The sequence below is a fragment of the Cupriavidus sp. OV096 genome, from assembly GCF_900115455.1.
In the GTDB taxonomy this organism is placed as follows: domain Bacteria; phylum Pseudomonadota; class Gammaproteobacteria; order Burkholderiales; family Burkholderiaceae; genus Cupriavidus.
Genome location: NZ_FOWM01000001.1, coordinates 626,440 through 649,376, shown reverse-complemented (window position 1 = coordinate 649,376; position 22,937 = coordinate 626,440). Strand labels below are relative to the sequence as shown.

Annotated in this window: 18 protein-coding genes; 9 read left to right on the top strand and 9 right to left on the bottom strand. The window is 67.2% G+C overall.

Features of this window, described 5'->3' with window-relative positions:
- Positions 1–359 precede the first annotated feature (359 nt).
- Positions 360–2,132 (top strand): potassium/proton antiporter, encoded by a 1,773-nt coding sequence (locus BM115_RS02985; RefSeq protein ID WP_092290416.1) that lies wholly within the window; start codon positions 360–362, stop codon positions 2,130–2,132.
- Positions 2,133–2,147: 15 nt separating this feature from the next.
- Here the strand turns inward: BM115_RS02985 and BM115_RS02980 are convergent, their stop codons facing one another.
- The 3 genes from BM115_RS02980 to BM115_RS02970 form a co-directional block, all read right to left on the bottom strand.
- Positions 2,148–3,176 carry a tripartite tricarboxylate transporter substrate binding protein gene (locus tag BM115_RS02980; RefSeq protein ID WP_092290414.1) on the bottom strand — a complete coding sequence of 343 codons (1,029 nt, stop codon included), beginning with the start codon at positions 3,174–3,176 and terminating at the stop codon, positions 2,148–2,150.
- 31 nt (positions 3,177–3,207) lie between these two features.
- The gene (locus tag BM115_RS02975) at positions 3,208–3,663 is read right to left on the bottom strand and encodes a DUF2214 family protein (RefSeq protein ID WP_092290412.1); all 456 of its coding nucleotides are present in this window, start codon (positions 3,661–3,663) and stop codon (positions 3,208–3,210) included.
- 88 nt (positions 3,664–3,751) lie between these two features.
- Positions 3,752–4,972, bottom strand: coding sequence for a CaiB/BaiF CoA transferase family protein (locus BM115_RS02970; RefSeq protein ID WP_092290410.1), 1,221 nt, complete (start codon positions 4,970–4,972; stop codon positions 3,752–3,754).
- Between the two features lie 251 nt (positions 4,973–5,223).
- On the opposite strand from BM115_RS02970, the gene alaS reads away from it, so the two are divergent.
- Positions 5,224–7,848, top strand: coding sequence for an alanine--tRNA ligase (gene alaS / locus BM115_RS02965; RefSeq protein ID WP_092290408.1), 2,625 nt, complete (start codon positions 5,224–5,226; stop codon positions 7,846–7,848).
- Positions 7,849–7,947: 99 nt separating this feature from the next.
- Here alaS and BM115_RS02960 read toward each other — a convergent pair whose 3' ends face one another.
- The 3 genes from BM115_RS02960 to BM115_RS02950 all read right to left on the bottom strand — a co-directional run bounded on the left by BM115_RS02960 (position 7,948) and on the right by BM115_RS02950 (position 11,106).
- On the bottom strand, positions 7,948–8,691 hold the full coding sequence (locus BM115_RS02960; RefSeq protein ID WP_092290406.1) for a slipin family protein: 744 nt from the start codon (positions 8,689–8,691) through the stop codon (positions 7,948–7,950).
- Position 8,692: 1 nt separating this feature from the next.
- On the bottom strand, positions 8,693–10,120 hold the full coding sequence (locus tag BM115_RS02955) for an NfeD family protein (protein ID WP_092290404.1): 1,428 nt from the start codon (positions 10,118–10,120) through the stop codon (positions 8,693–8,695).
- 107 nt (positions 10,121–10,227) lie between these two features.
- Complete coding sequence (locus BM115_RS02950) at positions 10,228–11,106, bottom strand: LysR family transcriptional regulator (RefSeq protein ID WP_092290402.1); 879 nt, start codon at positions 11,104–11,106, stop codon at positions 10,228–10,230.
- A gap of 121 nt (positions 11,107–11,227) precedes the next feature.
- On the opposite strand from BM115_RS02950, the gene BM115_RS02945 reads away from it, so the two are divergent.
- The 6 genes from BM115_RS02945 to BM115_RS02920 all read left to right on the top strand — a co-directional run bounded on the left by BM115_RS02945 (position 11,228) and on the right by BM115_RS02920 (position 15,473).
- Positions 11,228–12,475, top strand: coding sequence for a YbfB/YjiJ family MFS transporter (locus BM115_RS02945; protein WP_092290400.1), 1,248 nt, complete (start codon positions 11,228–11,230; stop codon positions 12,473–12,475).
- 101 nt (positions 12,476–12,576) lie between these two features.
- Entirely contained in the window at positions 12,577–13,350 is a 774-nt protein-coding gene (locus BM115_RS02940) for a class II aldolase/adducin family protein (RefSeq protein WP_092290398.1), read from the top strand.
- 34 nt (positions 13,351–13,384) lie between these two features.
- Positions 13,385–13,573: a 4-oxalocrotonate tautomerase gene (locus BM115_RS02935; protein ID WP_092290396.1), complete on the top strand. Its 189-nt coding sequence runs from the start codon at positions 13,385–13,387 to the stop codon at positions 13,571–13,573.
- A gap of 10 nt (positions 13,574–13,583) precedes the next feature.
- The gene (locus BM115_RS02930; RefSeq protein WP_092290394.1) at positions 13,584–14,615 is read left to right on the top strand and encodes a threonine aldolase family protein; all 1,032 of its coding nucleotides are present in this window, start codon (positions 13,584–13,586) and stop codon (positions 14,613–14,615) included.
- Between the two features lie 19 nt (positions 14,616–14,634).
- On the top strand, positions 14,635–15,231 hold the full coding sequence (locus BM115_RS02925) for an NUDIX domain-containing protein (protein WP_092290392.1): 597 nt from the start codon (positions 14,635–14,637) through the stop codon (positions 15,229–15,231).
- Between the two features lie 14 nt (positions 15,232–15,245).
- Positions 15,246–15,473, top strand: coding sequence for a sulfurtransferase TusA family protein (locus tag BM115_RS02920; RefSeq protein ID WP_092134760.1), 228 nt, complete (start codon positions 15,246–15,248; stop codon positions 15,471–15,473).
- A gap of 71 nt (positions 15,474–15,544) precedes the next feature.
- Here BM115_RS02920 and galU read toward each other — a convergent pair whose 3' ends face one another.
- Together galU and BM115_RS02910 are read right to left on the bottom strand one after the other, a co-directional pair.
- Entirely contained in the window at positions 15,545–16,414 is an 870-nt protein-coding gene (gene galU, locus BM115_RS02915; protein WP_092290390.1) for a UTP--glucose-1-phosphate uridylyltransferase GalU, read from the bottom strand.
- Between the two features lie 169 nt (positions 16,415–16,583).
- Positions 16,584–19,451, bottom strand: coding sequence for a valine--tRNA ligase (locus BM115_RS02910; RefSeq protein ID WP_092290388.1), 2,868 nt, complete (start codon positions 19,449–19,451; stop codon positions 16,584–16,586).
- Positions 19,452–19,691: 240 nt separating this feature from the next.
- Between BM115_RS02910 and BM115_RS02905 the strand changes: the two genes are divergently transcribed.
- Positions 19,692–22,085, top strand: coding sequence for a UvrD-helicase domain-containing protein (locus tag BM115_RS02905; protein WP_092290386.1), 2,394 nt, complete (start codon positions 19,692–19,694; stop codon positions 22,083–22,085).
- Between the two features lie 45 nt (positions 22,086–22,130).
- Here BM115_RS02905 and BM115_RS02900 read toward each other — a convergent pair whose 3' ends face one another.
- Entirely contained in the window at positions 22,131–22,931 is an 801-nt protein-coding gene (locus tag BM115_RS02900; RefSeq protein WP_092290384.1) for a BPSS1780 family membrane protein, read from the bottom strand.
- Between the last annotated feature and the right edge of the window lie 6 nt (positions 22,932–22,937).

The following is a 22,937-nucleotide window of genomic DNA, read 5'->3' as shown; positions in this document are numbered from 1 at the left end:
GAAATCCGCGTGCGGTGATTGGTGTACGCATGTTGCGCACCGTCCCGAAGGGACAGCTCCCCCCAACCCCGTCACGAGCAGGGTGGAAGTTAAAAGCGCATCCTTTCAGCTACCTTTCATATGTCTGCAATCAGGGTCAACTTCAGGGTATCTCCCTACGCAGACGTCTGAAAGTCAGGCGAAAGTTGTCCGAAAGCCGAACGTAAGTCGTTGACAAGGCAAGGGAAATTGCGCGGAAGGGGTGTCGCGGCGAGGTGCCGCCGCCGGTACCGGGCGGGGCGGCGGGAGGGCGGCGGAGGGGCGTGCGCTATCATCGGTCGCACTCCCCCGGCCCAGCGTGGCGCAATGAAAGGAATCGATTGGAAAGTATCGACCATGCCATCCTGATCGGCGCCGTGGTGATGACGCTGGGCATCCTGCTCGGCGTGTTCTCGGCGCGCTTCGGCGTGCCGTTCCTGCTGGTGTTCCTGGCGGTCGGCATGCTGGCCGGCGTGGACGGGCCCGGCGGCATCCGCTTCGCCAATACCTGGCTCAGCTTCCTGGTGGGCAATATCGCGCTGGCCGTGATCCTGCTCGACGGGGGCCTGCGCACGCGCTTCGCCACCTTCCGCGTGGCGTTGCGGCCATCGCTGTCACTGGCGACGGTTGGGGTGGGGATTACGGCGGTGCTGGTCGGGCTGTTCGCGGCGTGGATGCTCGGCATCGACTGGAAGCTCGGCCTGCTGCTCGGCGCCATCGTCGGCTCCACGGACGCCGCGGCGGTGTTCTCGCTGCTCAACGGCAGCGGCATCCGGCTCAAGGAGCGGGTGGCGAGCGTGCTGGAGATCGAGTCGGGCATCAATGACCCCATGGCGATTTTCCTGACCCTGACGCTGATCGAATGGATCACGGCGCCGGACGGCCTGACCGCCAGCGCGCTGGCGTGGCGGCTGGTGGTGCAGTTCGGCGTGGGCGGGGTGCTCGGCGTGGTGCTGGGCCTGGGCGTGGCGCGGGTGATGGAGCGCATCCATGTGGCCGAGGGCCTCCAGGCCATCCTGGTCTGTGCGGCCGGCTGCATGGTCTTCGCGCTGGTCCAGTCGGCGCACGGCAGCGGCTTCCTGGCGGTCTACCTGACCGGGATGATCGTCGGCAATCGCGAACGGGCCGTGACCGACGACACCATGCGCGCCATGGACGGCATGGCGTGGCTGGCGCAATCGGTGATGTTCCTGCTGCTCGGCCTGCTGGTCACGCCGAGCCGGATCTGGGAGGTGGCGCTGCCGGCGGGCGCCGTGGCGCTGTTCCTGATGGTGGTGGCGCGGCCCGTGGCGGTGTGGATCGCGCTGCTGCCGTTCCGCTTCAATGGGCGCGAGAAGGGGTTCCTGGCGTGGATGGGCCTGCGCGGCGCGGTGCCGATCGTACTGTCGCTGTTCCCGCTGCTGAAGGGCATGGAGGACTCGGGGCTGCTATTCCGGGTGGCATTCGCCGTGGTGCTGTTCAGCCTGCTGTGCCAGGGCACGACAGTGGCGCTGGCGGCGCGGCTGGCCCGGGTGCTGCGGCCGGCGTACAACGACCCGGTCTCGCGGGAGCGCCTGCAGGGCACCCGCTCGCCGGCGCTGGAATTGATGCAGTTCTCCGTGGCGGCCAACGCGCCGGTGGTGGACCTCCGCGCCGACCAGCTCGAACTCCCTCCGCGCAGCCGCCTGATGACCGTGGCGCGCGACGGCGCGCTGGTGCCGCTGGAGCAGGTGGTGCTGCGCGCGGGCGATGCCGTCTCGGTACTGGCCCCCGGCGGGTCGGTGCCGCTGCTGTCGCGGCTGTTCCAGAGCGCGGCGCGCGCCCCGGCCTGGGCGCAGCTCTCGCACGATTTCCTGCTGTCCGGCGATGCCCTGCTGCGCGACGTGGCCGCCCTCTACGCCACCCGCCCCCTGACCGCCGACGAGGCGGCCCGGTCCCTGGAAGACGCGATGCTGGCGGTATTCCCCTCGCCCCCCGTGGAAGGCGACGCCCTGGAAATCGCCGGCCTCCGCCTGACCGTGACCCGCATGGAAGGCCCGAAGATCGTCCAGGTCGGCCTGCTCCTGCCACGCGGCCCGGCCACCGAGGACACGATCAAGGACAAGATGTGGCAGTTACGGCGCAAGGCGCCTTGACGGGTCGTCCGCCCCTCAATCCACCTTCGCCCCCGACACCTTCACCACCTGCCCGTACTTCTTCAGTTCGCGCTGGATCAGGGCGCCGAACTGCTCGGGGGTGGTGGGGGCCGGCTGGGCGCCGATGCGGGCCAGGCGGGCTTTCATATCGTCGGTCTTGAGGATGGCCACGATGTCGTGGTTGAGGCGGTCGACGATCTCGCGCGGGGTGCCGGCCGGGGCCAGGACGCCGAACCACGTCGAGATGTCGAACCCTTCCAGCCCGAGGCCCTTGCCGGCTTCGGCGATGGTCGGCAGTTCCGGGAACGCGGCGGCGCGGGCCGGCGTGGTCACGGCGAAGGCCTTGAGCTTGCCGGCCTTGATATTGGCCGATGCCGAGGCGAGGTTGTCGAAGATCAGGTCGGTCTGGCCCGACAGCACCGACAGCTGCGCCGGCGACGCCCCGTTGTACGGGATATGGACCATGCTGACGCGGGCCATGCTCTTGAACAGTTCGCCCGACAGGTGGCCGGCGCTGCCGTTGCCGCCCGAGGCGTAGTCGAGCTTGCCCGGATGCTTGCGCGCGTACTCCACGAGGTCACGCACCGTATTGATATGCAGCTCGGCGGCCTTGCCCGGGTGCATGACCAGCACGTTCGGCACGTCGGCGACCAGCGTGATCGGCGCGAAGTCCTTCACCGGGTCGTACGGCATCTTGGCGAACAGCGTGGGATTGATGGCGTGCGTGGCCACGGCGCCCATGACGATGGTGTAGCCGTCGGCCGGCTGCTTGGCGACGTAGTCCGCGCCGAGGTTGCCGCCCGCGCCGGGTTTGTTCTCGACGACGACCGGCTGGCCCAGGCTTTCGCGGAGCCGTTCGCCGATGGCGCGCGCCACGGTGTCCAGCGGGCCGCCGGCGGGGTAGGGCACCACGAACTTGATCGGCTTGGTCGGCCAGTTTGCCGGGGCCGGGGCAGCGGCATGGGCCGGCGTGGCCAGGGTGGCCGCCGCCAGCGTGGCGGCGGAGGCGGCCATCTTCGTGGCCGTCAGCAGGGTCTTCAGCATCTCAGGAGTCTTCAACGGATCGATGAAAAGGTCAGCGCGCGCCGATGCCGCGCGCCATCATCACGGCGCAGAGCGGCAGCAGGATGAACACATGGGCCTCGATCATGACCCAGCGGCGGGCGCGCTTGATCTCGTCCGGCATCGGCACGAAATCGGGCAGCTTGCGCGCCTGCTTGCGCCAGCGTGCGATGGCGAGCGTCGGCGGCAGCGAGCACAGGGCAATCAGCACGAACACGGTCATCTTGGCGTGGAACCACGGGTTGTGCAGGTAGAAATCCACGCCCTTGGCGCCGTAGAACAGCCGCAGCAGGCCGGTGGCGAGCACCACCATGGCCGACAGGAAGTAGAGCAGGTCGTACAGCGACAGCCGGCGCACGATGGCCGGCGTCATCCCGGGGCGCAGCACCACGGCCTCGGCCGCCAGCAGCGTGACCAGGAGGAAGATCGCCAGAAAATGGAAAAACGCCAGGAAGGCATCAGTCAGCATGCATGCTCCTAATTAGTCAGGGGACGCAAACAGAAAATCTCGCCTTCGGCTGCGGCCGGCGTGGCTCCCGAGTCGGGGTGAATCGGGGTCAGACCACGCCCTTCGCGCGCAGTGCGGCGATGTGCTCCGCACTGTAGCCGAGTGTCTCGCCCAGCACCACCTCCGTGTGCTCTCCGAGCAACGGGGGATGGCGCAGCGCCTCGGGCGGCGTGGCGCTCATCTTCATGGGGCTGCCCACCAGCTTGACCTCGCCGGCCGTCGGGTGCGGCAAATCGACGCGCAGGCCGCGCGCCAGCACCTGCTCGTTCTCGAAGACCTCGTCGAGCGTGTTGATCGGGCCGCAGGGCACGCCGGCGCGCTCCAGATCCAGGATCCACTGTTCGCGGGTGCGCGGCAGGATCATCTCGGCCAGGATCGGCACCAGCACGTCCCGGTGCGCCACGCGCTGCGGGTTGGTGGCGAAGCGCGGGTCGTCGGCCAGTTCCGGCCGGCCGCCGGCCGTCACGAACTTGCGGAACTGCCCGTCGTTGCCTACCGCGACGATGATCCAGCCGTCGGCGGCCTGGAAGGTCTGGTAGGGCACGATGTTCGGGTGGGCGTTGCCCCAGCGGCGCGGCGCCTCGCCGCTGGCGAGGTAGTTGGTATTCATGTTTGCCAGCATCGACACCTGCACGTCCAGCAGCGCCATGTCGATGTACTGGCCCTCGCCGGTCCGGTCGCGGTGGGCCAGGGCAGCCAGCACGGCGATGGTGGCGTACTGGCCGGTCATCAGGTCCGAAATGGCCACGCCGGCCTTCTGCGGGCCGCCGCCGGGCAGGTCGTCCCGCTCGCCGGTCAGGCTCATGAAGCCGCCCATGCCCTGGATGATGAAGTCGTAGCCGGGACGCTGGGCGTACGGGCCGGTCTGGCCGAAGCCGGTGACCGAGCAATAGATGATGTCCGGCTTCACCGCCTTGAGCGATTCGTAGTCGAGGCCATACTTCTTGAGTTGGCCGACCTTGTAGTTCTCGAGCACCACGTCGCTCTGGGCGGCGAGGTCGCGCACCAGCTGCTGGCCCTCGGGCGTGCTGATGTCGCAGGTTACCGAGCGCTTGTTGCGGTTGGCGGCCAGGTAGTAGGCGGCTTCGGCCGTGTCCCGGCCATCCTCGGTCTTGAGCCAGGGCGGACCCCATGTGCGCGTATCGTCACCTGCGCCGGGGCGCTCGATCTTGATCACGTCGGCGCCGAAGTCGGCGAGGTTCTGGGCGCACCATGGCCCGGCGAGGACGCGGGTCAGGTCGAGGACGCGGAGATGGCTCAAGGCTCCCATGGCAGTGGCGGCTCGGTAGATATAGTGGGGGAGCACTCTACCACCGGCCCGCCGCGCCGATGTACCCGCACGGGGCGGCGCCAGGCCAACGGTGGGCGATATTCGGCCATCGCCAGCCCGCCCGGTGCGCGCCGCCGGGCGGCCGCCCGCGAGAATGCCCCGGGAGGGGGCTTGCCCCGTATAATCAACGGTTTGCAAATCCAACCTGACTGACTGCGCCCTGCCACGATGCGGGATGCGCCCGATACAACATGAAAGTCTCCGACATTCGCAGCAAGTTCCTGCAGTACTTCGAGTCGAAGGGCCATTCCGTGGTCCGCTCGTCCAGCCTCGTGCCGGCGAACGACCCGACGCTGCTGTTCACCAATTCGGGCATGGTGCAGTTCAAGGACGTGTTCCTGGGCACCGACAAGCGTCCCTACTCGCGCGCTACATCGTCCCAGCGCTCCGTGCGCGCCGGCGGCAAGCACAACGACCTCGAAAATGTGGGCTATACGGCACGTCACCACACGTTCTTCGAGATGCTGGGCAATTTCTCGTTCGGCGACTACTTCAAGCGCGAAGCCATCCAGTACGCCTGGGAACTGCTGACCAAGACCTACCAGCTGCCGGCCGAGAAGCTCTGGGTCACGGTCTACGCCGAGGACGACGAGGCCTACGACATCTGGGCCAAGGAAGTCGGCGTGCCGGCCGAGCGCATCGTGCGCATCGGCGACAACAAGGGCGCGCGCTACGCCTCGGACAACTTCTGGCAGATGGCCGACACCGGCCCGTGCGGCCCGTGCTCGGAAATCTTCTATGACCACGGCGCCGATGTCTGGGGCGGCCCCCCGGGATCGCCCGAGGAAGACGGCGACCGCTACATCGAGATCTGGAACCTCGTGTTCATGCAGTTCAACCGCGACGAGCAGGGCAACATGACGCCGCTGCCCAAGCCGTGCGTGGACACCGGCATGGGCCTCGAGCGGATTGCCGCCGTGCTCCAGCACGTGCACAGCAACTACGAGATCGACCTGTTCCAGGCGCTGATCAAGGCCGCTGCGCGCGAGACCCATCTGGACGACCTGAACCAGAACTCGCTGAAGGTGATTGCCGACCATATCCGCGCGTGCTCGTTCCTGATCGTCGACGGCGTGATCCCGGGCAACGAAGGCCGCGGCTACGTGCTGCGCCGCATCGTGCGCCGCGCGATCCGCCACGGCTACAAGCTGGGCCAGAAGACGCCGTTCTTCCACAAGCTGGTGCCGGACCTGGTGGCGCAGATGGGCGAGGCCTATCCGGAGCTGGCCGAGGCGCAGTCGCGCGTGGTGGAAGTGCTGAGGGCCGAGGAAGAGCGCTTCTTCGAGACCATCGAGAACGGCATGACCATTCTCGACACCGCCGTGGCCGACCTCAAGGCCAAGGGCGGCAAGGTGCTTGACGGCGAACTGGCGTTCAAGCTGCACGATACCTTCGGCTTCCCGCTCGACCTGACGCAGGACGTGGCGCGCGAGCAGGAGATTGCGGTGGACGAACCCGCGTTCGACGCCGCCATGAACCGCCAGCGCGAGCAGGCCCGTGCGGCCGGCAAGTTCAAGATGGCCGCCGGCCTGGAGTACACGGGCGACAAGACCGTGTTCCACGGCTATGACGAACTGGGCTTCGAACGCGCCCGCGTGACGGCGCTGTACGTCGACGGCGCGTCCGTCGACACCATGCAGCCGGGCCAAACCGGCGTGGTGGTGCTGGACAACACCCCGTTCTACGCGGAGTCCGGCGGCCAGGCGGGCGACCAGGGCACGCTGGTGGCGGGTGCGGCCGTGTTCAACGTGGCCGACACGACCAAGGTGCAGGCCGATGTGTTCGGCCATCAGGGCACGCTGACCAACGGCCCGCTGAAGGTGGGTGACACCGTGGCGGCGCAGGTCGATGCCATCCGCCGTGCACGCACGGTACGTAACCACTCGGCGACCCACCTGATGCACAAGGCGCTGCGCGAGGTGCTGGGCACCCACGTGCAGCAGAAGGGCTCGCTGGTCGATGCCGACAAGACGCGTTTCGACTTCTCGCACAACGCGCCGCTGAGCGACGCCGAGATCCGTCAGGTCGAGGAAATCGTCAACGCCGAGATTTTGGCCAACGCGCCGACGCATGCCGAGATCATGCCGTTCGACGACGCGGTGAAGAGCGGCGCGATGGCGCTGTTCGGCGAGAAGTACGCGGACGATGTGCGCGTGCTGTCGATCGGCACCTCGAAGGAACTCTGCGGCGGCACGCACGTGACGCGCACCGGCGACATCGGCTTGTTCAAGATCGTGGTGGAAGCGGGCGTGGCAGCCGGGATTCGCCGCGTGGAAGCGATTACCGGCGACAACGCGCTGCATTACCTGCAGTCGCTCGACGCCCGCCTGAACGAAGCCGCCGCCGCGCTGCGCGCGCAGCCGTCGGAACTGGTGCCGCGTATCGGCCAGGTGCAGGAGCAGGTGCGGGCGCTCGAGAAGGAACTCGAGAAGCTCAAGAGCAAGCTCGCGGCATCGCAAGGCGACGAACTCGCCGAGCAGGCCATCGACATCAACGGCCTGAAGGTGCTGGCCGCCCAACTCGACGGCGCCGACGTGAAGACGCTGCGCGAGACCATGGACAAGCTCAAGGACAAGCTCAAGAGCGCGGCCATCGTGCTGGGGGCAGTGTCGGATGGGAAGGTTTCGCTGATTGCTGGTGTGACCGCCGATGCGACGGGCAAGGTCAAGGCTGGGGAGCTGGTGAACTTTGTGGCCCAGCAGGTGGGCGGCAAGGGCGGCGGCCGGCCGGATATGGCGCAGGCTGGGGGGACGGAGCCGGCGAATCTGCCGGCGGCGCTGGCAGGGGTGAAGGAGTGGGTGGCTGGTAAGGTTTGAGGGATTTACTAGCTGTTGAGAAGGGCGCTCTGGGGTTTGGGGCGCCCTTTTTGTTTTTGTTGCGCTCAACAGCCAACACCACAGAACCAAACCCAAAACCTACTTCATCAACCCCCTAACCAAATCCATCGGCAACGGAAACACAATAGTAGAACTCTTATCCCCAGCAATCTGCGTCAGCGTCTGGAGATACCGCAGTTGCATGGCCTCAGGCTGCTGCGCCAGCATCTGTGCCGCCTCCAGCAGTTTCACCGAAGCCTGCAATTCCCCTTCCGCGTGGATGATCTTGGCCCGCCGCTCGCGCTCGGCCTCCGCCTGGCGGGCGATGGCCCGGATCATGGTCTCGTTCAAATCCACATGCTTGATCTCGACATTGGACACCTTGATGCCCCACGCGTCGGTCTGGGCGTCGAGCACCTTCTGGATGTCGAGGTTGAGCTTCTCGCGCTCGGCTAGCATTTCGTCCAGTTCATGTTTGCCGAGCACGGACCGCAGCGTGGTCTGGGAGAGCTGGCTGGTGGCCTCGAGGAAGTTGGCCACCTGGATGATGGCCCGCTCGGGGTCCACGACCCGGAAATAGACCACCGCGTTGACCTTGACCGACACATTGTCGTGAGAGATCACGTCCTGTGGTGGCACGTCGAAGACGACCGTGCGCAGGTCCACGCGGACCATCTGCTGTATGCCGGGGATGAGCAGCACCAGCCCGGGCCCCTTGACGCCCCAGAATCGCCCGAGCATGAAGACAACCCCGCGTTCGTATTCGCGCAGCACGCGGATCGCGGCCACCACGAGCAATGCCAGCAGGAAGATCAGCCCACCAAAACTGAATCCGAATGCCATATCACGCTCCGTTGTGTTCCAGGGATGCGGCCATGTCGGCCACGACTTCCAGTACCAGCCCGCGCCGCCCGGTCACGCGTACCCGCTGGCCGCGCGCGAGCGGGCCGTCGCCATGAATTCGCCACTGTTCGCCGTGCACCATCGCCCAGCCGTCGGCGGGCGTATCGTCGATGACCGTGGCCAGGCTGCCGACCAGCGTGTCCGCGCCGCTGACCAGGGGGCGCTTGCGCGAGCGCATCAGCATCGCGGACATGCCGACCAGGAACAGCGCCGACACCCCGGCCAGCGCTGCGATCACCGTGAGCGGCACGCCGAAGCCGGGCACGTCGGTATCGATCAGCATGACCGCGCCAAACGCGAAGGCGACGATGCCGCCCACCCCGAGCGCGCCGAACGTCGGCAGGAAGAATTCGGCCACCATGCAGCCGATGCCCAGCGCGATCAGCGCCAGCCCCGCATAGTTGACGGGCAGCATTTGCAGCGCAAACAGGCCGATCAGCAGGCAGATGGCGCCGACGATGCCCGGCACGACCATGCCCGGCGTGGAGAACTCGAACATCAGCGCGTAGATGCCGATCATCATCAGGATCAGCGCCACGCTGGGTTCGGTGATGACGGCGAGCAGCCGCGCTCGCCAGTCCGGCGTGACCGTGACGATGGGCGCATCGTTGGTGTGCAGCACGCGCGATACGCCGGCCGCCTGCAGGCGCTTGCCATCGACCTGCCGCAGCAGTGCTGGCAGGTCCGGCGCGACGAGGTCGGCCACGTGCTGGGCCACTGCCTCGTCGGCGGAGAGGCTCACGGCCTCGCGCACCGCGCGCTCGGCCCAGTCGGCGTTGCGCTGGCGCAGCTGGGCCAGCCCGCGCAGGTAGGCGGAGGCATCGTGCATCTGCTTGCGTGCCATGGTGTCTTCGGTGCCGGGCGCGCTGGCTGGTGCACTGGCGGGGGAAGATCCGGGCGAGGCACCCGGCTTCGGGCCGCCGACACCGATGGCAACCGGACTCGCCGCGCCCACATTGGTCCCGGGCGCCATGGCGGCGATGTGGCTGGCATAGAGGATGTAGGTGCCGGCGCTCGCGGCCCGCGCGCCGCCCGGGTAGACGAAGGTCGCCACGGGTACGGGGGAGGCGAGGATGGCCTGGATGATGTCGCGCATGGCCACGTCGAGCCCGCCGGGCGTGTCCATCTCCAGCACGATCAACTGCGCGTTCTGCTTCTGCGCCTGCGCCATGCCGCGCGTGGCGAAGCTGGCGCTGGCTGGCCCGATGGCGCCCTTGATCGGGATGACATAGACGGGGGCCACGCCAGCCTTGGCGGCGGGCGTTGAAGCGCCTTGGGCGTAGACCATCGCGGGCAGGGCGAGGAGCATGGCCAGCCCCATCGCCATCCGGCAAACCAAAGATCGTAGCGGCGCGAAGACGAATGTCATGGCGGGGCGCGGCCCGCGAGTATGCCGTGGCAGCGCCACTTTCAGTGTAGGCGACCGGCCACATCTTGCACGCCGCAGCGCGGGCAAGGAATCCGAAGCGGAAGGGGTCAGGCAGCCTTTTGCGTGATGTCCGATACACCCGGCAGCATGTCGGCCAGCGCTGCCAGCGCCGCGCTGCCCATCGCCGGATGCCACGCCAGCACGGTGGTCACGTCCCCTTCGTCGCCGAGCGGGTGGATGCTGATCTGCGGCAGGTCGCGGTATAGCGTCAGCACCGAGCGCGGCATGATCGCCACGCCGATACCGGCCGCCGCGCAGGCGACGATGGCATGGTAGGAGCCCAGTTGGATCACCCGCCCCGCCGCGTGGCCGTCGCGATTGCACCACTGCTCGAAGCGCGTGCGGTAGTTGCAGCCGGCCTCGAACGCGAGCAGCGTGTGGCGCTCCAGGTCGGCGGCGGAGTGGATCGGCGCATGCTGCGCGCTGGCGATGATCACCAGTTCCTCGGTAAAGGCGGGCCGGGTGACCAGTTCGGCATCGCCGAGCGGCTCGGCGACGAAGGCGCAATCGACCTCGAAGCGGCGCAGGGCGTCCAGCGCCTGTCGGGTTGGCAGCGTCACGAGTTCCAGTTCGACGTCCGGCCACGCCTGGTGATAGCGCGCCAGTACCGTCGGCAGCCGGCTGGCCGCCGTGCTTTCCATCGACGCCACCCGCAGCCGCCCGTGCGGCCGCGCCGGCTGCACCGCGTGGCGAGCCTCGTCGGACAGTTGCAGGATGCGCCGCGCGTAGTCGAACAGCGTCTGCCCGGCCGGGGTGAGCACCATGCGCTTGCCGTCGCGCAGGAACAGCTCCACGCCGAGCGACTGCTCCAGTTGCCGGATGCGCGTGGTCACGTTCGACTGCACGCGGTGCAGCCGCGTGGCGGCGCGTGTGATGCCTCCGGCCTCCACCACGGTGCGGAAGATTTCGAGTGCGGCGAGATCCATGATCGGCTTCCTTCTTGAATTGAGATTGATGCTATCTCAATAATTCATTTTATGTGATGGATGAATGCGACTAGGATAGTCAGGAATCCCGCTGGCCGCCAGCCGAACCCGCCCCCCGATCATGTCTCTCGTGAATACCGATGTCTCCGCCGCCCGCGCGGCCCCGCAAACTGCCGGACCCTGGGCGGTGGCCATGGCTGGCTTCGTGTCGCTGGCGCTGGCGATGGGCATCGGTCGGTTCGCCTTCACGCCGCTGCTGCCGATGATGTTGCATGACGGCACCGTCACGCTGGCCGAGGGCGGGGCGCTGGCCACGCTGAACTACATCGGCTACCTGCTGGGGGCGCTGCTGTGCCTGTTCATCCGCCCCGATCCCGTGCGGATGGTGCGCGTGTCGCTGGTGCTCACCGTGGTGCTCACGCTGGCCATGGCGCTGCCGGGCGGCATGCCCGCGTGGCTGGCATGGCGCACGATTGCGGGCATCGCCAGCGCGCTGGTGATGGTCTACGCCACTGCGTGGTGCATGCAGCGACTGGCCGAACTGGGCCATCCCACGCTGGGCGGGCTGATGTTCTGCGGTCCCGGCGTGGGGATCGTCGTGACCGGGCTGTCGGCGTTCGGCATGGTCGGCGCGCACTGGCTGGCGAACTGGGGCTGGATCGCCTTCACGGTGCTCGGCGCGTTGATGCTGGCGCCGGTCTGGCGCGTGTTCGGCGCGCCGCCGCCGGCCCTGCAGGCGCGGGCCGGACAGCCGGGGAGTGCAGGGCATGCGGAGGCAGTCGCCCCGACACCCCGGCTGGACCTCGAAACCTGGGCCCTGACCGTGGCCTACGGCCTCGCCGGCTTCGGCTACATCATCACCGCGACCTTCCTGCCCGTGATCGCCCGCCAGGCCATGCCCGGCGCGGTCTGGGCGGACCTGTTCTGGCCGATCCTGGGCGCTGGCGTGGCCATTGGCGCCTTCCTGGCCACGCGCGTGGGCATGCATCACGACAACCGCCGGCTGGCGATGATCCTGTACGCGGTGCAGGCGGTTGGCGTGGCCGTGGCGGCATTCTGGCCGACCGTGCCGGGCTTCGCGCTGAGCAGCCTGCTCGTCGGCCTGCCGTTCACGGCGCTGGTGTCGTTCCTGATGCGCGAGGCGCGCCGGCTGTGGGGCAGCGCCGCCCCGAAGCTGATCGGGCTGATGACGGCCGCCTACGCGCTCGGGCAGATCGCCGGCCCGCCGCTGGCCACCACGCTGGTGGCGCGCACGGGCGGCTTTGCGGCATCCCTGGCCACCGCCGCCGCCGCGCTGCTGGTGGGGGCGGGCATCCTCGGCTGGATGGTCCGCGCCATGCCGTTGCGGGACGCTGCCGCCCCGCGCTGACTGCGCTACAGTTACGCCTGCGCCGCCTACTCGACCGGGACTGAACCCGCACGTGTCTGGAGCACGCCTCGCAGCAGGGCGGCCGCGGAGCGAATGTCCCCATGTCTTTTGCCTTGCAGCCCGCGCGTGCCGCGGGCCCGGCCGTTCCCGTCAGCGCCGAGGAGGCGCGCGTGCGCACCGACCTCGCCGCCGCCTACCGGCTGGCCGCGCTGGAGCGCTGGGACGACCTGATCTACACCCATATCTCGGCCACCGTGCCCGGTGAGCCGGACCACTTCCTGATCAACCCGTTCGGCTTCGCGTTCGACGAGATTCGCGCGTCGGACCTCGTCAAGATCAATGGCCGGGGCGAGGTGGTCGGCGAGACCGTGCACCCGGTCAACGTGACCGGCTTCGCCCTCCACGCCGCCGTGCACGCCGCGCGGGCCGATGCGCACTGCGTCATGCACCTGCACAACACCGCCGGCATCGCGGTCTCGGCGCAGGCGGACGGACTGCTGCCGCTGTCGCAGCACGCCATGCGCTTCCACGGCCGCATCGGCTATCACGACTACGAGGGCCTGGCGTTCACCCCGGCCGAAGGGGCCCGGCTCACGGTGTCGCTGGGCCAGCACCCGGCCATGCTGCTGCGCAACCACGGTACGCTGACGGTGGGCCGCACCGTGGCCGAGGCCTACGTGCTGATGGCCACCCTGATCAAGGCCTGCGAGATCCAGCTCGGCGCGCAGGCGGGCCGCGCCACAGTGCAGCCGCCGGCTGACGTGGCCGAGCGCACTTCGATGCAGCTGTACGACAACGGCGTCGTCGAGGGCGAGATGGAATGGCCCTCGCTGCTGCGCAAACTCGATAGAATCGATCCCTCTTACCGAGACTGAGTCTCGCAAAATCCCTAAAAACGGAGTCAGCAGCATGCCCACGTTTCACGTCGAGATGTTCGAAGGCCGCACGGTCGAGCAAAAGCGCAAGTTTGTCGAGGAAGTGACGCGCGTCACCTGCGAGACGCTGGGCTGCTCGGTGTCGGCAGTGGACATCATCATCACCGATATCAAGCGCGAGAACTGGGCCACCGGCGGCGCGCTCTGGATCGACAAGAAGTAAAGACCCGCCCATGCAGCACTTCGCCTCCGACAACTACGCCGGCTTCTGCCCGGAATCGCTGAAATACTTCCTCGAGGCCAACGCCAGCGGCCACGAGAAGGCCTATGGCGACGATTCCTGGACCCAGCAGGTCTGCGACCGCATCCGCAACCTGTTCCAGACCGACTGCGAGGTCTTCTTCGTCTTCAACGGGACGGCGGCCAACTCGCTGGCGCTGTCGTCGCTGTGCCAGTCGTACCACTCGGTGATCTGCCATGAACTGGCGCACATCGAGACGGACGAGTGCGGCGGGCCGGAGTTCTTCTCGAACGGCTCCAAGCTGCTCACGGCGCCCGGCGTCAACGGCAAGCTGACCGCCGATGCGGTGGAGGCGCTGGTCACGCGGCGCACCGACATCCACTATCCGAAGCCGCGCGTGGTCTCGCTCACGCAGTCGACGGAAGTCGGCACGGTCTACACGGTGGAGGAGGTGCGCGCCATTGCGGCCATCGCCAAGCGGCGGCAACTGCGCGTGCACATGGACGGCGCGCGCTTCGCCAATGCGGTGGCGGCGCTGGGCGTGCATCCGTCCGAGATCACCTGGCGGGCTGGCGTGGATGTGCTGTGCTTCGGCGGCACCAAGAACGGCCTGCCGGTGGGCGAGGCCGTGGTGTTCTTCGACCGCCGCCTGGCCGAGGACTTCGCCTACCGGGTGAAGCAGGCCGGGCAGTTGGCCTCGAAGATGCGCTTCATTTCCGCGCCGTGGCTGGGCATGCTCGAGAACGATGTCTGGCTGTCCAACGCCCGCCATGCCAACGCGATGGCGCAACTGTTGCACCAGCGCATCGTCGACATTCCCGGCGTGCGCATCATGTTCCCGACCGAATCGAACGCGGTCTTCGCCGAACTGCCGCTGCCGGCCATCGAGGCCTTGCGCGCCAAGGGCTGGCTGTTCTACACCTTCATCGGCGCGGGCGGTTGCCGGCTGATGTGTTCGTGGGACCTGCAACCCGAGACCGTGGAAGCGTTCGCCGCCGATATCCGCGCGGCCTGCGCCCTCTGAACCCCTGGAGCCCCCTCCGATGCAACCGTACCGTTTCTGCCCCCAATGCGGGGCGCCGCTGGAGCACTTGCCGATGTCCGGCCGCTATCGTCATGCCTGCGTGCAGGACGGCTGCGGCTTCGTGCACTGGAACAACCCGCTGCCGGTGCTGGCGGCGGTGGTCGAGTACGAGGACAAGCTGCTGCTGGCGCGCAACGCGGTATGGCCGGAGGGGATGTTCGCGCTGGTCACCGGCTTCATGGAGCGCGACGAGACGCCCGAGCTGGGCGTGGCGCGCGAACTTAAGGAGGAGACCAATCTCGACACGGAATCCGCGTCGCTGATCGGCGTCTACGAGTTCATGCGCAAGAACGAGCTGATCATCGCCTATCACGTGAAGGCGACGGGGCGCATCGAACTGTCCGAGGAACTGGCCGAATACAAGCTCGTGGCGCCCGAGAAGATGCGGATCTGGAACGCCGGCACCGGCTTTGCCGTGGCCGATTTCCTGGAGCGGCGCGGGCTGCCCGTGCGCTTCTTCGACCGCGCCTCGGGCGAGGACATCCCCGACCCGCGCCGGCCGACGGACTTCAGCCTTGTCGCCGCTTCGTTACAATACGGCATCGACCAAAAATAAGTGGGATGAGAGGAATGGACTTCCAGAAAGAAGTGGACGCGCGCGGCCTGAACTGCCCGCTGCCGATCCTGCGGACCAAGAAGGCGCTGGCGGACATGGCCAGCGGCGACGTGCTCAAGGTGCTGGCCACCGACCCGGGCGCCACGCGCGACTTCCAGGCCTTCGCCAAGCAGACCGGCAACGAGCTGCTGTCGCACGCCGAGGTGGACAAGGTGTTCGTGTTCTACATGAAGCGCCGCTAAGACCGCCTGGCCCCCGGCCATAAAAAAAGCCGCCTCGATCGAGGCGGCTTTTTCATGCCGGGGCGGAACGCTTATCCGCGCTGGGCCAGATAGGCGCTGAACTCGTCGCGCACTTCCGGGTGCTTCAGGGCGAACTCGACAGTGGCCTTCAGGTAGCCGAGCTTGCTGCCGCAGTCGTAGCGCACGCCGTTGTAGCGGTAGGCCAGCACCTGTTCCTGGTCGAGCATCGACTGGATGGCATCGGTCAGTTGGTACTCGCCGCCGGCACCCGGCTTCAGTTCACGGATGTGGTCGAAGATGCGCGGCGTGAGGATGTAGCGGCCCACCACGCCAAGGTTCGACGGGGCGTCCTCGGGGGCCGGCTTCTCGACGATGCCGGACATCTTGATCACGCGCTCGTCCCATTCGCGGCCTTCCACCACGCCGTAGGAGCGGCTTTGTTCCGGCGCGATCTCTTCCACGCCCAGGACCGAGCAGTTGTAGTGGTTATAGACGTCGACCATCTGCTTCATGATCGGCACGTCGCCGTCGAGCAAGTCGTCCGCCAGCATGACCGCGAACGGCGTGTCGCCGACCAGCTTGGCCGCGCACAGCACGGCGTGGCCCAGGCCCAGGGCCTCGGGCTGGCGCACGTAGTAGCACTCCACGTGCGCAGGCTTGATCGAACGCACCACATCGAGCAGGGCCTGCTTGTTCTTGGCCTCCAGCTCCATTTCCAGTTCGTACGCCTTGTCGAAATGGTCCTCGATGGCGCGCTTGGAGCGGCCCGTGACAAAGATCATTTCCGTGATGCCGGCGGCCATGGCTTCTTCCACGGCGTACTGGATCAGCGGTTTGTCCACCACTGGCAGCATTTCCTTGGGACTCGCCTTGGTCGCGGGGAGGAATCGGGTACCTAGCCCAGCGACCGGAAAGACGGCCTTGGTGACGCGGTTTTCCATTTCAGCTTTCCTTTTCAATCCGGTGTAACACCGTGCCGTACAGGGAGGGCGCCGTCTGTCCGGCTTCGTCCGACGCTGACGTAACAGTCACATGTCGTTACACATGAACGAGGCCGGATACCAGTCGAGTCGCAACTTTCGTGCCGGTGGCGCAGAAGTGGCGAACCCGTCAGGCGGGCAGACGCTGTAGTTGATCCTGGAGCTTGGCCAGCGTCTGTTCGAAATCCGACAAACGCTGTGTTTCCTGCGCCACAACCGCGGGCGGCGCCTTGGCCACGAAGGCTTCGTTGGTCAGCTTGCCCCGGCATTTGCCGATTTCATTGCTGATCCGGTCGATCTCCTTGCCCAGGCGCACGCGCTCGGCTGCGACGTCGATCTCGATCTTCAGCAGCAGGTGATTGCCGCCGACGATGGCCACCGGCGCCCCGGCGCCTTCCTTCTGGAGGGCGACCTCGTCTTCGAACACCTTCACCTCGGAAAGTTTCGCCAGCGCCTGGATTTGCGCCGCCGCCGCGTTCAGGAAGGTGCTGTCGCCGTGCGTGTAGAGCGGAATGCGCTGGGCCGGCGAGATGTTCATCTCGCCCCGCAGGTTGCGGCAGGCGTCCACCACGGCCTTGAGCTGGGCCACCCAGGCTTCGGCGGCTTCGTCGATCTTGGCGGCGGCCGGCAGCGGGTAGGCCTGCAGCGCGATGGTCTCGCTGCCATCACCCTTGGCGCGGCCGGCCAGCGGGGCCACCTTCTGCCAGAGTTCCTCGGTAATGAACGGGATGATCGGGTGCGCCAGGCGCAGTACCGTCTCCAGCACGCGCAGCAGCGTGCGGCGCGTGGCGCGTTGCTGGGCCTCGGTGCCGGTCTGGATCTGCACCTTGGCGAGTTCCAGGTACCAGTCGCAATACTCGTCCCAGACGAACTTGTAGATTGCGCTGGCGATATTGTCGAAACGGTATTCGTCGAAGCCCTTTTCGACTTCACCTTCCACGCGCTGGAGCAGCGAGACGATCCAGCGGTCTGCCTGCGAGAAGTGCAGGTAGCCGTCCGGGCCGCAGTCGTTGCTGCACGGGCCCATGCCGCAATCATGGCCCTCGGTGTTCATCAGCACGAAGCGGGTGGCGTTCCAGAGCTTGTTGCAGAAGTTGCGATAGCCCTCGCAACGGCCCGTGTCGAAGTTGATATTCCGGCCCAGCGTGGCCAGCGAGGCGAAGGTGAAGCGCAGGGCGTCCGCGCCGAACGCGGGAATGCCGTCCGGGAACTCCTTCTTCGTCTTCGATTCGATGCGCGGCGCGTCCTTCGGGCGGCGCAGGCCCGTGGTGCGCTTCTTGAGCAGCGGGGCCAGCTCGATGCCGTCGATCAGGTCCACCGGGTCGAGGGTGTTGCCCTCGGACTTGCTCATCTTCTTGCCTTCGGAGTCACGCACCAGGCCGTGCACGTACACGGTGTGGAACGGCACCTGGCCGGTGAAGTGCTTGGTCATCATGACCATGCGCGCCACCCAGAAGAAGATGATGTCGTAGCCCGTGACCAGCACCGACGACGGCAGGAAGTGCTCCAGTTCCGGCGTCTGCTCGGGCCAGCCGAGTGACGAGAACGGCACGAGCGCGGACGAGAACCACGTGTCGAGCACGTCTTCCTCGCGGCGCAGCGGGCCGGTGCTGCCGGCCGCCTGCGCCTTGGCGCGGGCGTCTTCCTCGGTGCGGGCGACGAAGCAGTTGCCGGCGTCGTCGTACCAGGCCGGGATCTGATGGCCCCACCAGAGCTGGCGGCTGATACACCAGTCCTGGATGTTGGCCAGCCACTGGTTGTACGTGCTGTTCCAGTTCTCGGGCACCAGCTTGATCTCGCCGCTCTGCACGGCGTCCAGCGCCACTTCGGCGATCGAGCGACCCGGATAGAACGTGCCCTCGGGGGCCGGCTTGCTCATGGCGACGAACCACTGGTCGGTCAGCATCGGCTCGATCACGCTGCTGGTGCGCTCGCTGCGCGGCACCATCAGCTTGTGCTTCTTGACCTCGCCCAGCAGGCCCTGTTCCTTCAGGTCGGCCACCATCTTGTCGCGGGCCTCGAAGCGGTCCATGCCGGCGTAGGCGGCCGGCGCGTCGGCGACGATCTTGGCGTCCAGCGTCAGGATCGAGAGCTGCGGCAGGTTGTGGCGCTGGCCCACCGCGTAGTCGTTGAAGTCATGGCCCGGCGTGACCTTGACCACGCCCGTGCCGAAGGCGCGGTCGACGTATTCATCGGCAATGACGGGGATCTGGCGATCGGTCAGCGGCAGGTGCACGAACTTGCCGATCAGGTGCGCGTAGCGCTCGTCCTCGGGGTGGACCATCACGGCGGTGTCGCCGAGCATGGTTTCCGGGCGCGTGGTGGCCACGGTCAGGTGCGTCAGGCCGTGCACGGCGTCCGGCTCGGCCAGCGGGTAGTGGATATGCCAGAGCGAGCCTTCCTCCTCCACGCTGTCCACTTCGAGGTCGGACACGGCCGTGCCCAGCACCGGGTCCCAGTTGACCAGGCGCTTGCCGCGATAGATCAGGCCCTGTTCGAACAGGCGGACGAATACCTCGGTCACGGCCTGCGACATCTCGGGCGACATCGTGAAGTACTCGCGCGTCCAGTCGATCGACGCCCCCATGCGGCGCACCTGGCGCGTGATGGTGGAGCCCGACTCCTCCTTCCACTCCCAGACCTTCTCGACGAACTTCTCGCGGCCGAGGTCATGGCGCGACACGCCCTGGGCTTCCAACTGGCGCTCCACCACGATCTGCGTGGCGATACCCGCGTGATCGGTACCCGGCACCCACAGCGTATTGGCGCCGCGCATGCGCGCGTGGCGCGTCAGGCCGTCCATGATGGTCTGGTTGAACGCGTGGCCCATGTGCAGCGTGCCGGTCACATTGGGCGGCGGCAGCTGGATGGCGAAATCGGGACGATTGGCGTCCATCGTGGGCTGGGCGATGCCGCGGCGCTCCCATTCGGGGCCCCATTTCTCCTCGATGGCGGCGGGTTCGAAGCTCTTGGCAAGGGACTGGTCTTGGGCGGTCATGCTGGGGATGTCGAGGTATGCGGGTCGGGGCTGGGCGGTGGGCGGACTGATCGAAATCCATCGAAACCAGTCGGCGCGCCACGGCGTCGGGCCGGGAAAACGTCAAATTATAGGGGAGGCGGGGGTGCCGGTGCGCATTTGCCGACGCCGACGGCTGCCGGGTGCCGCTGGCGGCCCCGGTCCCCCCGGTATAATTGCCGCCATTCCCCGGCCCCACGCGGCCAAAAGGCCCCTTCCCCGATGTCCAGCCTGCTTGCCAATCTCAACGCCGAACAACTCGCCGCCGTCACGTTGCCCGATGAACCGGCCCTGATCCTGGCGGGGGCGGGCAGCGGCAAGACCCGCGTGCTGACCACCCGCATCGCCTGGCTGATCCAGAACGGCCGGGTGTCGCCGGCCGGCGTGCTGGCCGTGACATTTACCAATAAGGCGGCCAAGGAGATGCAGACCCGCCTGTCGTCCATGCTGCCCATCAACACGCGCGGCATGTGGATCGGCACCTTCCACGGGCTCTGCAACCGGATGCTGCGCGCGCACTTCAAGGACGCCGGGCTGCCGCAGACCTTCTCGATCCTGGACACCCAGGACCAGCTTTCCGCGCTCAAGCGGCTGCTGAAATCGCTGAATGTCGATGACGAGAAGTATCCGGCCAAGAACGTCCAGTACTTCATCAACAACGCCAAGGAGCAGGGGCTGCGCCCCCGCGACGTGGAGGCGAACGACGATTTCAACCGTCGTTTCGTCGACCTGTACGCCGCCTACGACGAGCAGTGCCAGCGCGAAGGCGTGGTCGATTTCGCCGAGTTGCTACTGCGCTGCTACGAACTGCTGCGCTACAACGACGCCATCCGCCAGCACTACCAGCACCGCTTCCGCCACGTGCTGGTGGACGAGTTCCAGGACACCAACGTGCTCCAGTACCAGTGGCTCAAGCTGCTGGCCGGCTACGGCACGGGTAGCGCGGCAGCCGTGTTCGCCGTGGGCGATGACGACCAGAGCATCTACGCGTTCCGGGGTGCCAACGTCGGCAATATGCGCGACTTCGAGAGCGAATTCCGCGTGCGCCACCTGATCAAGCTGGAGCAGAACTACCGCTCGCATGGCCACATCCTCGATTCGGCCAACCACCTGATCGCCCACAACGCGCGGCGGCTGGGCAAGAACCTGCGCACGGACGCGGGCCACGGCGAGCTGGTGCGGGTGTTCCAGGCCGGCTCGGACGGGCAGGAGGCCTCGTGGATCGTCGAGGAGATCCGCGACCAGATCGCCCAGGGGATGTCGCGCTCCGAGATCGCCATCCTGTATCGCAGCAATGCGCAGTCGCGGGTGATCGAGCACGCGCTGTTCTCGTCCGGCATCGCCTATCGGGTGTATGGCGGCCTGCGCTTCTTCGAACGGGCCGAAGTGAAGCATGCGCTCGCTTATCTGCAGTTGATCGAAAACCCGCGCAACGACGCGGCGTTCGGGCGGGTGGTCAACTTCCCGACGCGCGGCATCGGGGCGCGTTCGCTGGAGCTGCTCCAGGACGCCGCGCGCCAGTACAACGTCTCGCTCTCCGAGGCCGTGGCCTACGTGCCGGGCAAGGCGGGCAGCACGATGGGCGCGTTTATCCGCCTGATCGAGCAGATGCGGGCCGAGACGCGGCGCATGACGCTGCCGGAGACGGTGGAGTATGTGATCAACACCAGCGGCCTGATCCAGCACTTCCAGAACGAGAAGGAAGGGCAGGACCGCATCGAGAACTTGCAGGAACTGGTCACCGCCGCGCAGGCTTTCGTGGTGGAAGAGGGCTATGGGCTCGACGCGCTGGCCAGCGTGCTGCCCGCCAACCGGATCGGCGACGCCGCGCCAGTGCTGGCCGATGGCGACCAGGTGCTCCAGGTGCTCGATCCCGAGCAGTTGCCGGTGGTGATGACGCCGCTCGTGGCCTTCCTGACCCATGCCTCGCTGGAGGCCGGCGACAACCAGGCCCAGGCTGGCCAGGACGCGGTGCAGATGATGACCGTGCACGCGGCCAAGGGCCTCGAATTCAACGTGGTGTTCATTACCGGGCTGGAAGAGGGCCTGTTCCCGCACGAGAACAGCGCGATGGAGGCCGATGGGCTCGAGGAGGAGCGCCGCCTGATGTACGTGGCGATTACCCGGGCGCGCGAGCGGCTCTATATGTCCTTCGCCCAGAGCCGCGTGCTGCACGGCCAGATGCGATATCACATCCGCTCGCGCTTCTTCGAGGAGTTGCCCGAGGCGTCGCTGAAGTGGATCACGCCGCCGGCACAGGCCTACGGTGCATACGGTGGCGGCGGCGGTGGTGGCGGCTATGGCCGCAACCGCCAGGGCGGCGGGGAGCGGGAAAGCGGCTGGGGCCGCGACTGGTTCAAGAAGCCCGAGGACGTGCCCTACAGCGGCACCCGGCCCACGGGCGGCATGGACACCGGCAAGAACTACGCCGAGGAAAAGCGCGCGGCCGACACCGGCTTCCGGGTCGGCCAGAACGTGTTCCACAACAAGTTCGGGGAAGGCAAGATCACGGCGCTGGAAGGCGAGGGCGCCGATGCGCGCGCCAATATCAACTTCAAGCGCCACGGCGCCAAGTGGCTGGCGCTGGCGGTGGCCAAGCTCGACACCATCGACTAAAGCCGGGCCCTGGCCGGGGGTAGCCCCGGCCAAGTGCCTAATACGTCATGGATTGACGTTCTGGGTGTCGGTGGCCTCGGCCGGCACGATGTTGAAGCAGCCGCGATAGGTGGCGTAGAACGAGCAGTACAGGATCGCCAGCATCAGCAGCGAGTACGGCGTGACCAGGAACGACAGCACCGTCTCCGCGCCGATCGCGGCGAAGATTACCTCCAGGAACAGCGGCAGCGCCACGATCAGGACGGCGAACAGGCCGGCGTAGGCGAAGAACGCGCCCCGGTTGCGCCAGCAGGCCGTCCAGCTGAAGAACAGCGCCTTCACCGGCGGCACGCCGTGCCAGGCAGTCAGCATCGGCGCGAACCAGAACAGCATCGCGATCGGCGTGTAGAGCGCTGCCCCGGTCAGCATGGCCAGGTAGAGCTGGCGCATCGCGTCCGGCGTGGGCTCCTCGCCCTTCAGCACCACCTGCGCCAGCGCGCCGATATCAACCAGCGACGTGGCGATCAGGCTCAGCAGGAACACCATCGCCGCGTAGATGCCGCCCAGCACGAACAGATGCCGCATGGCCTGCTTGCCATTGCTGCGGAACCCGGCCAGCAGCACGGTCGGTAGCACGCGCTTGCTCTGGATGACATCGCGGCAGGCCGTCATCACCCCCACGTTGATGCCCGGCGTGACCACCAGCAGCGCGATGATGCCGAACAGCGGCACGAAGATCGCGAGCTGCGCGGCAATCAGGTAGATGAACAGCAGCATCAGGAACGCGAGCGGGTTCTTGCGGAACAGCCAGATACCCTGGCGGAACCAGACGTAGCCTTCCTTGGCGGGAACTTCCAGTAGTTGCATGGCGAA

Coding starts and splice junctions, on each gene's coding strand:
- BM115_RS02980 (WP_092290414.1), bottom strand. CDS start 3,176: ATGCTGAAGACCCTGCTGACGGCCACGAAGATGGCCGCCTCCGCCGCC.
- BM115_RS02975 (WP_092290412.1), bottom strand. CDS start 3,663: ATGCTGACTGATGCCTTCCTGGCGTTTTTCCATTTTCTGGCGATCTTC.
- BM115_RS02970 (WP_092290410.1), bottom strand. CDS start 4,972: ATGGGAGCCTTGAGCCATCTCCGCGTCCTCGACCTGACCCGCGTCCTC.
- alaS (WP_092290408.1), top strand. CDS start 5,224: ATGAAAGTCTCCGACATTCGCAGCAAGTTCCTGCAGTACTTCGAGTCG.
- BM115_RS02960 (WP_092290406.1), bottom strand. CDS start 8,691: ATGGCATTCGGATTCAGTTTTGGTGGGCTGATCTTCCTGCTGGCATTG.
- BM115_RS02955 (WP_092290404.1), bottom strand. CDS start 10,120: ATGACATTCGTCTTCGCGCCGCTACGATCTTTGGTTTGCCGGATGGCG.
- BM115_RS02950 (WP_092290402.1), bottom strand. CDS start 11,106: ATGGATCTCGCCGCACTCGAAATCTTCCGCACCGTGGTGGAGGCCGGA.
- BM115_RS02945 (WP_092290400.1), top strand. CDS start 11,228: ATGTCTCTCGTGAATACCGATGTCTCCGCCGCCCGCGCGGCCCCGCAA.
- BM115_RS02940 (WP_092290398.1), top strand. CDS start 12,577: ATGTCTTTTGCCTTGCAGCCCGCGCGTGCCGCGGGCCCGGCCGTTCCC.
- BM115_RS02935 (WP_092290396.1), top strand. CDS start 13,385: ATGCCCACGTTTCACGTCGAGATGTTCGAAGGCCGCACGGTCGAGCAA.
- BM115_RS02930 (WP_092290394.1), top strand. CDS start 13,584: ATGCAGCACTTCGCCTCCGACAACTACGCCGGCTTCTGCCCGGAATCG.
- BM115_RS02925 (WP_092290392.1), top strand. CDS start 14,635: ATGCAACCGTACCGTTTCTGCCCCCAATGCGGGGCGCCGCTGGAGCAC.
- BM115_RS02920 (WP_092134760.1), top strand. CDS start 15,246: ATGGACTTCCAGAAAGAAGTGGACGCGCGCGGCCTGAACTGCCCGCTG.
- galU (WP_092290390.1), bottom strand. CDS start 16,414: ATGGAAAACCGCGTCACCAAGGCCGTCTTTCCGGTCGCTGGGCTAGGT.
- BM115_RS02910 (WP_092290388.1), bottom strand. CDS start 19,451: ATGACCGCCCAAGACCAGTCCCTTGCCAAGAGCTTCGAACCCGCCGCC.
- BM115_RS02905 (WP_092290386.1), top strand. CDS start 19,692: ATGTCCAGCCTGCTTGCCAATCTCAACGCCGAACAACTCGCCGCCGTC.
- BM115_RS02900 (WP_092290384.1), bottom strand. CDS start 22,931: ATGCAACTACTGGAAGTTCCCGCCAAGGAAGGCTACGTCTGGTTCCGC.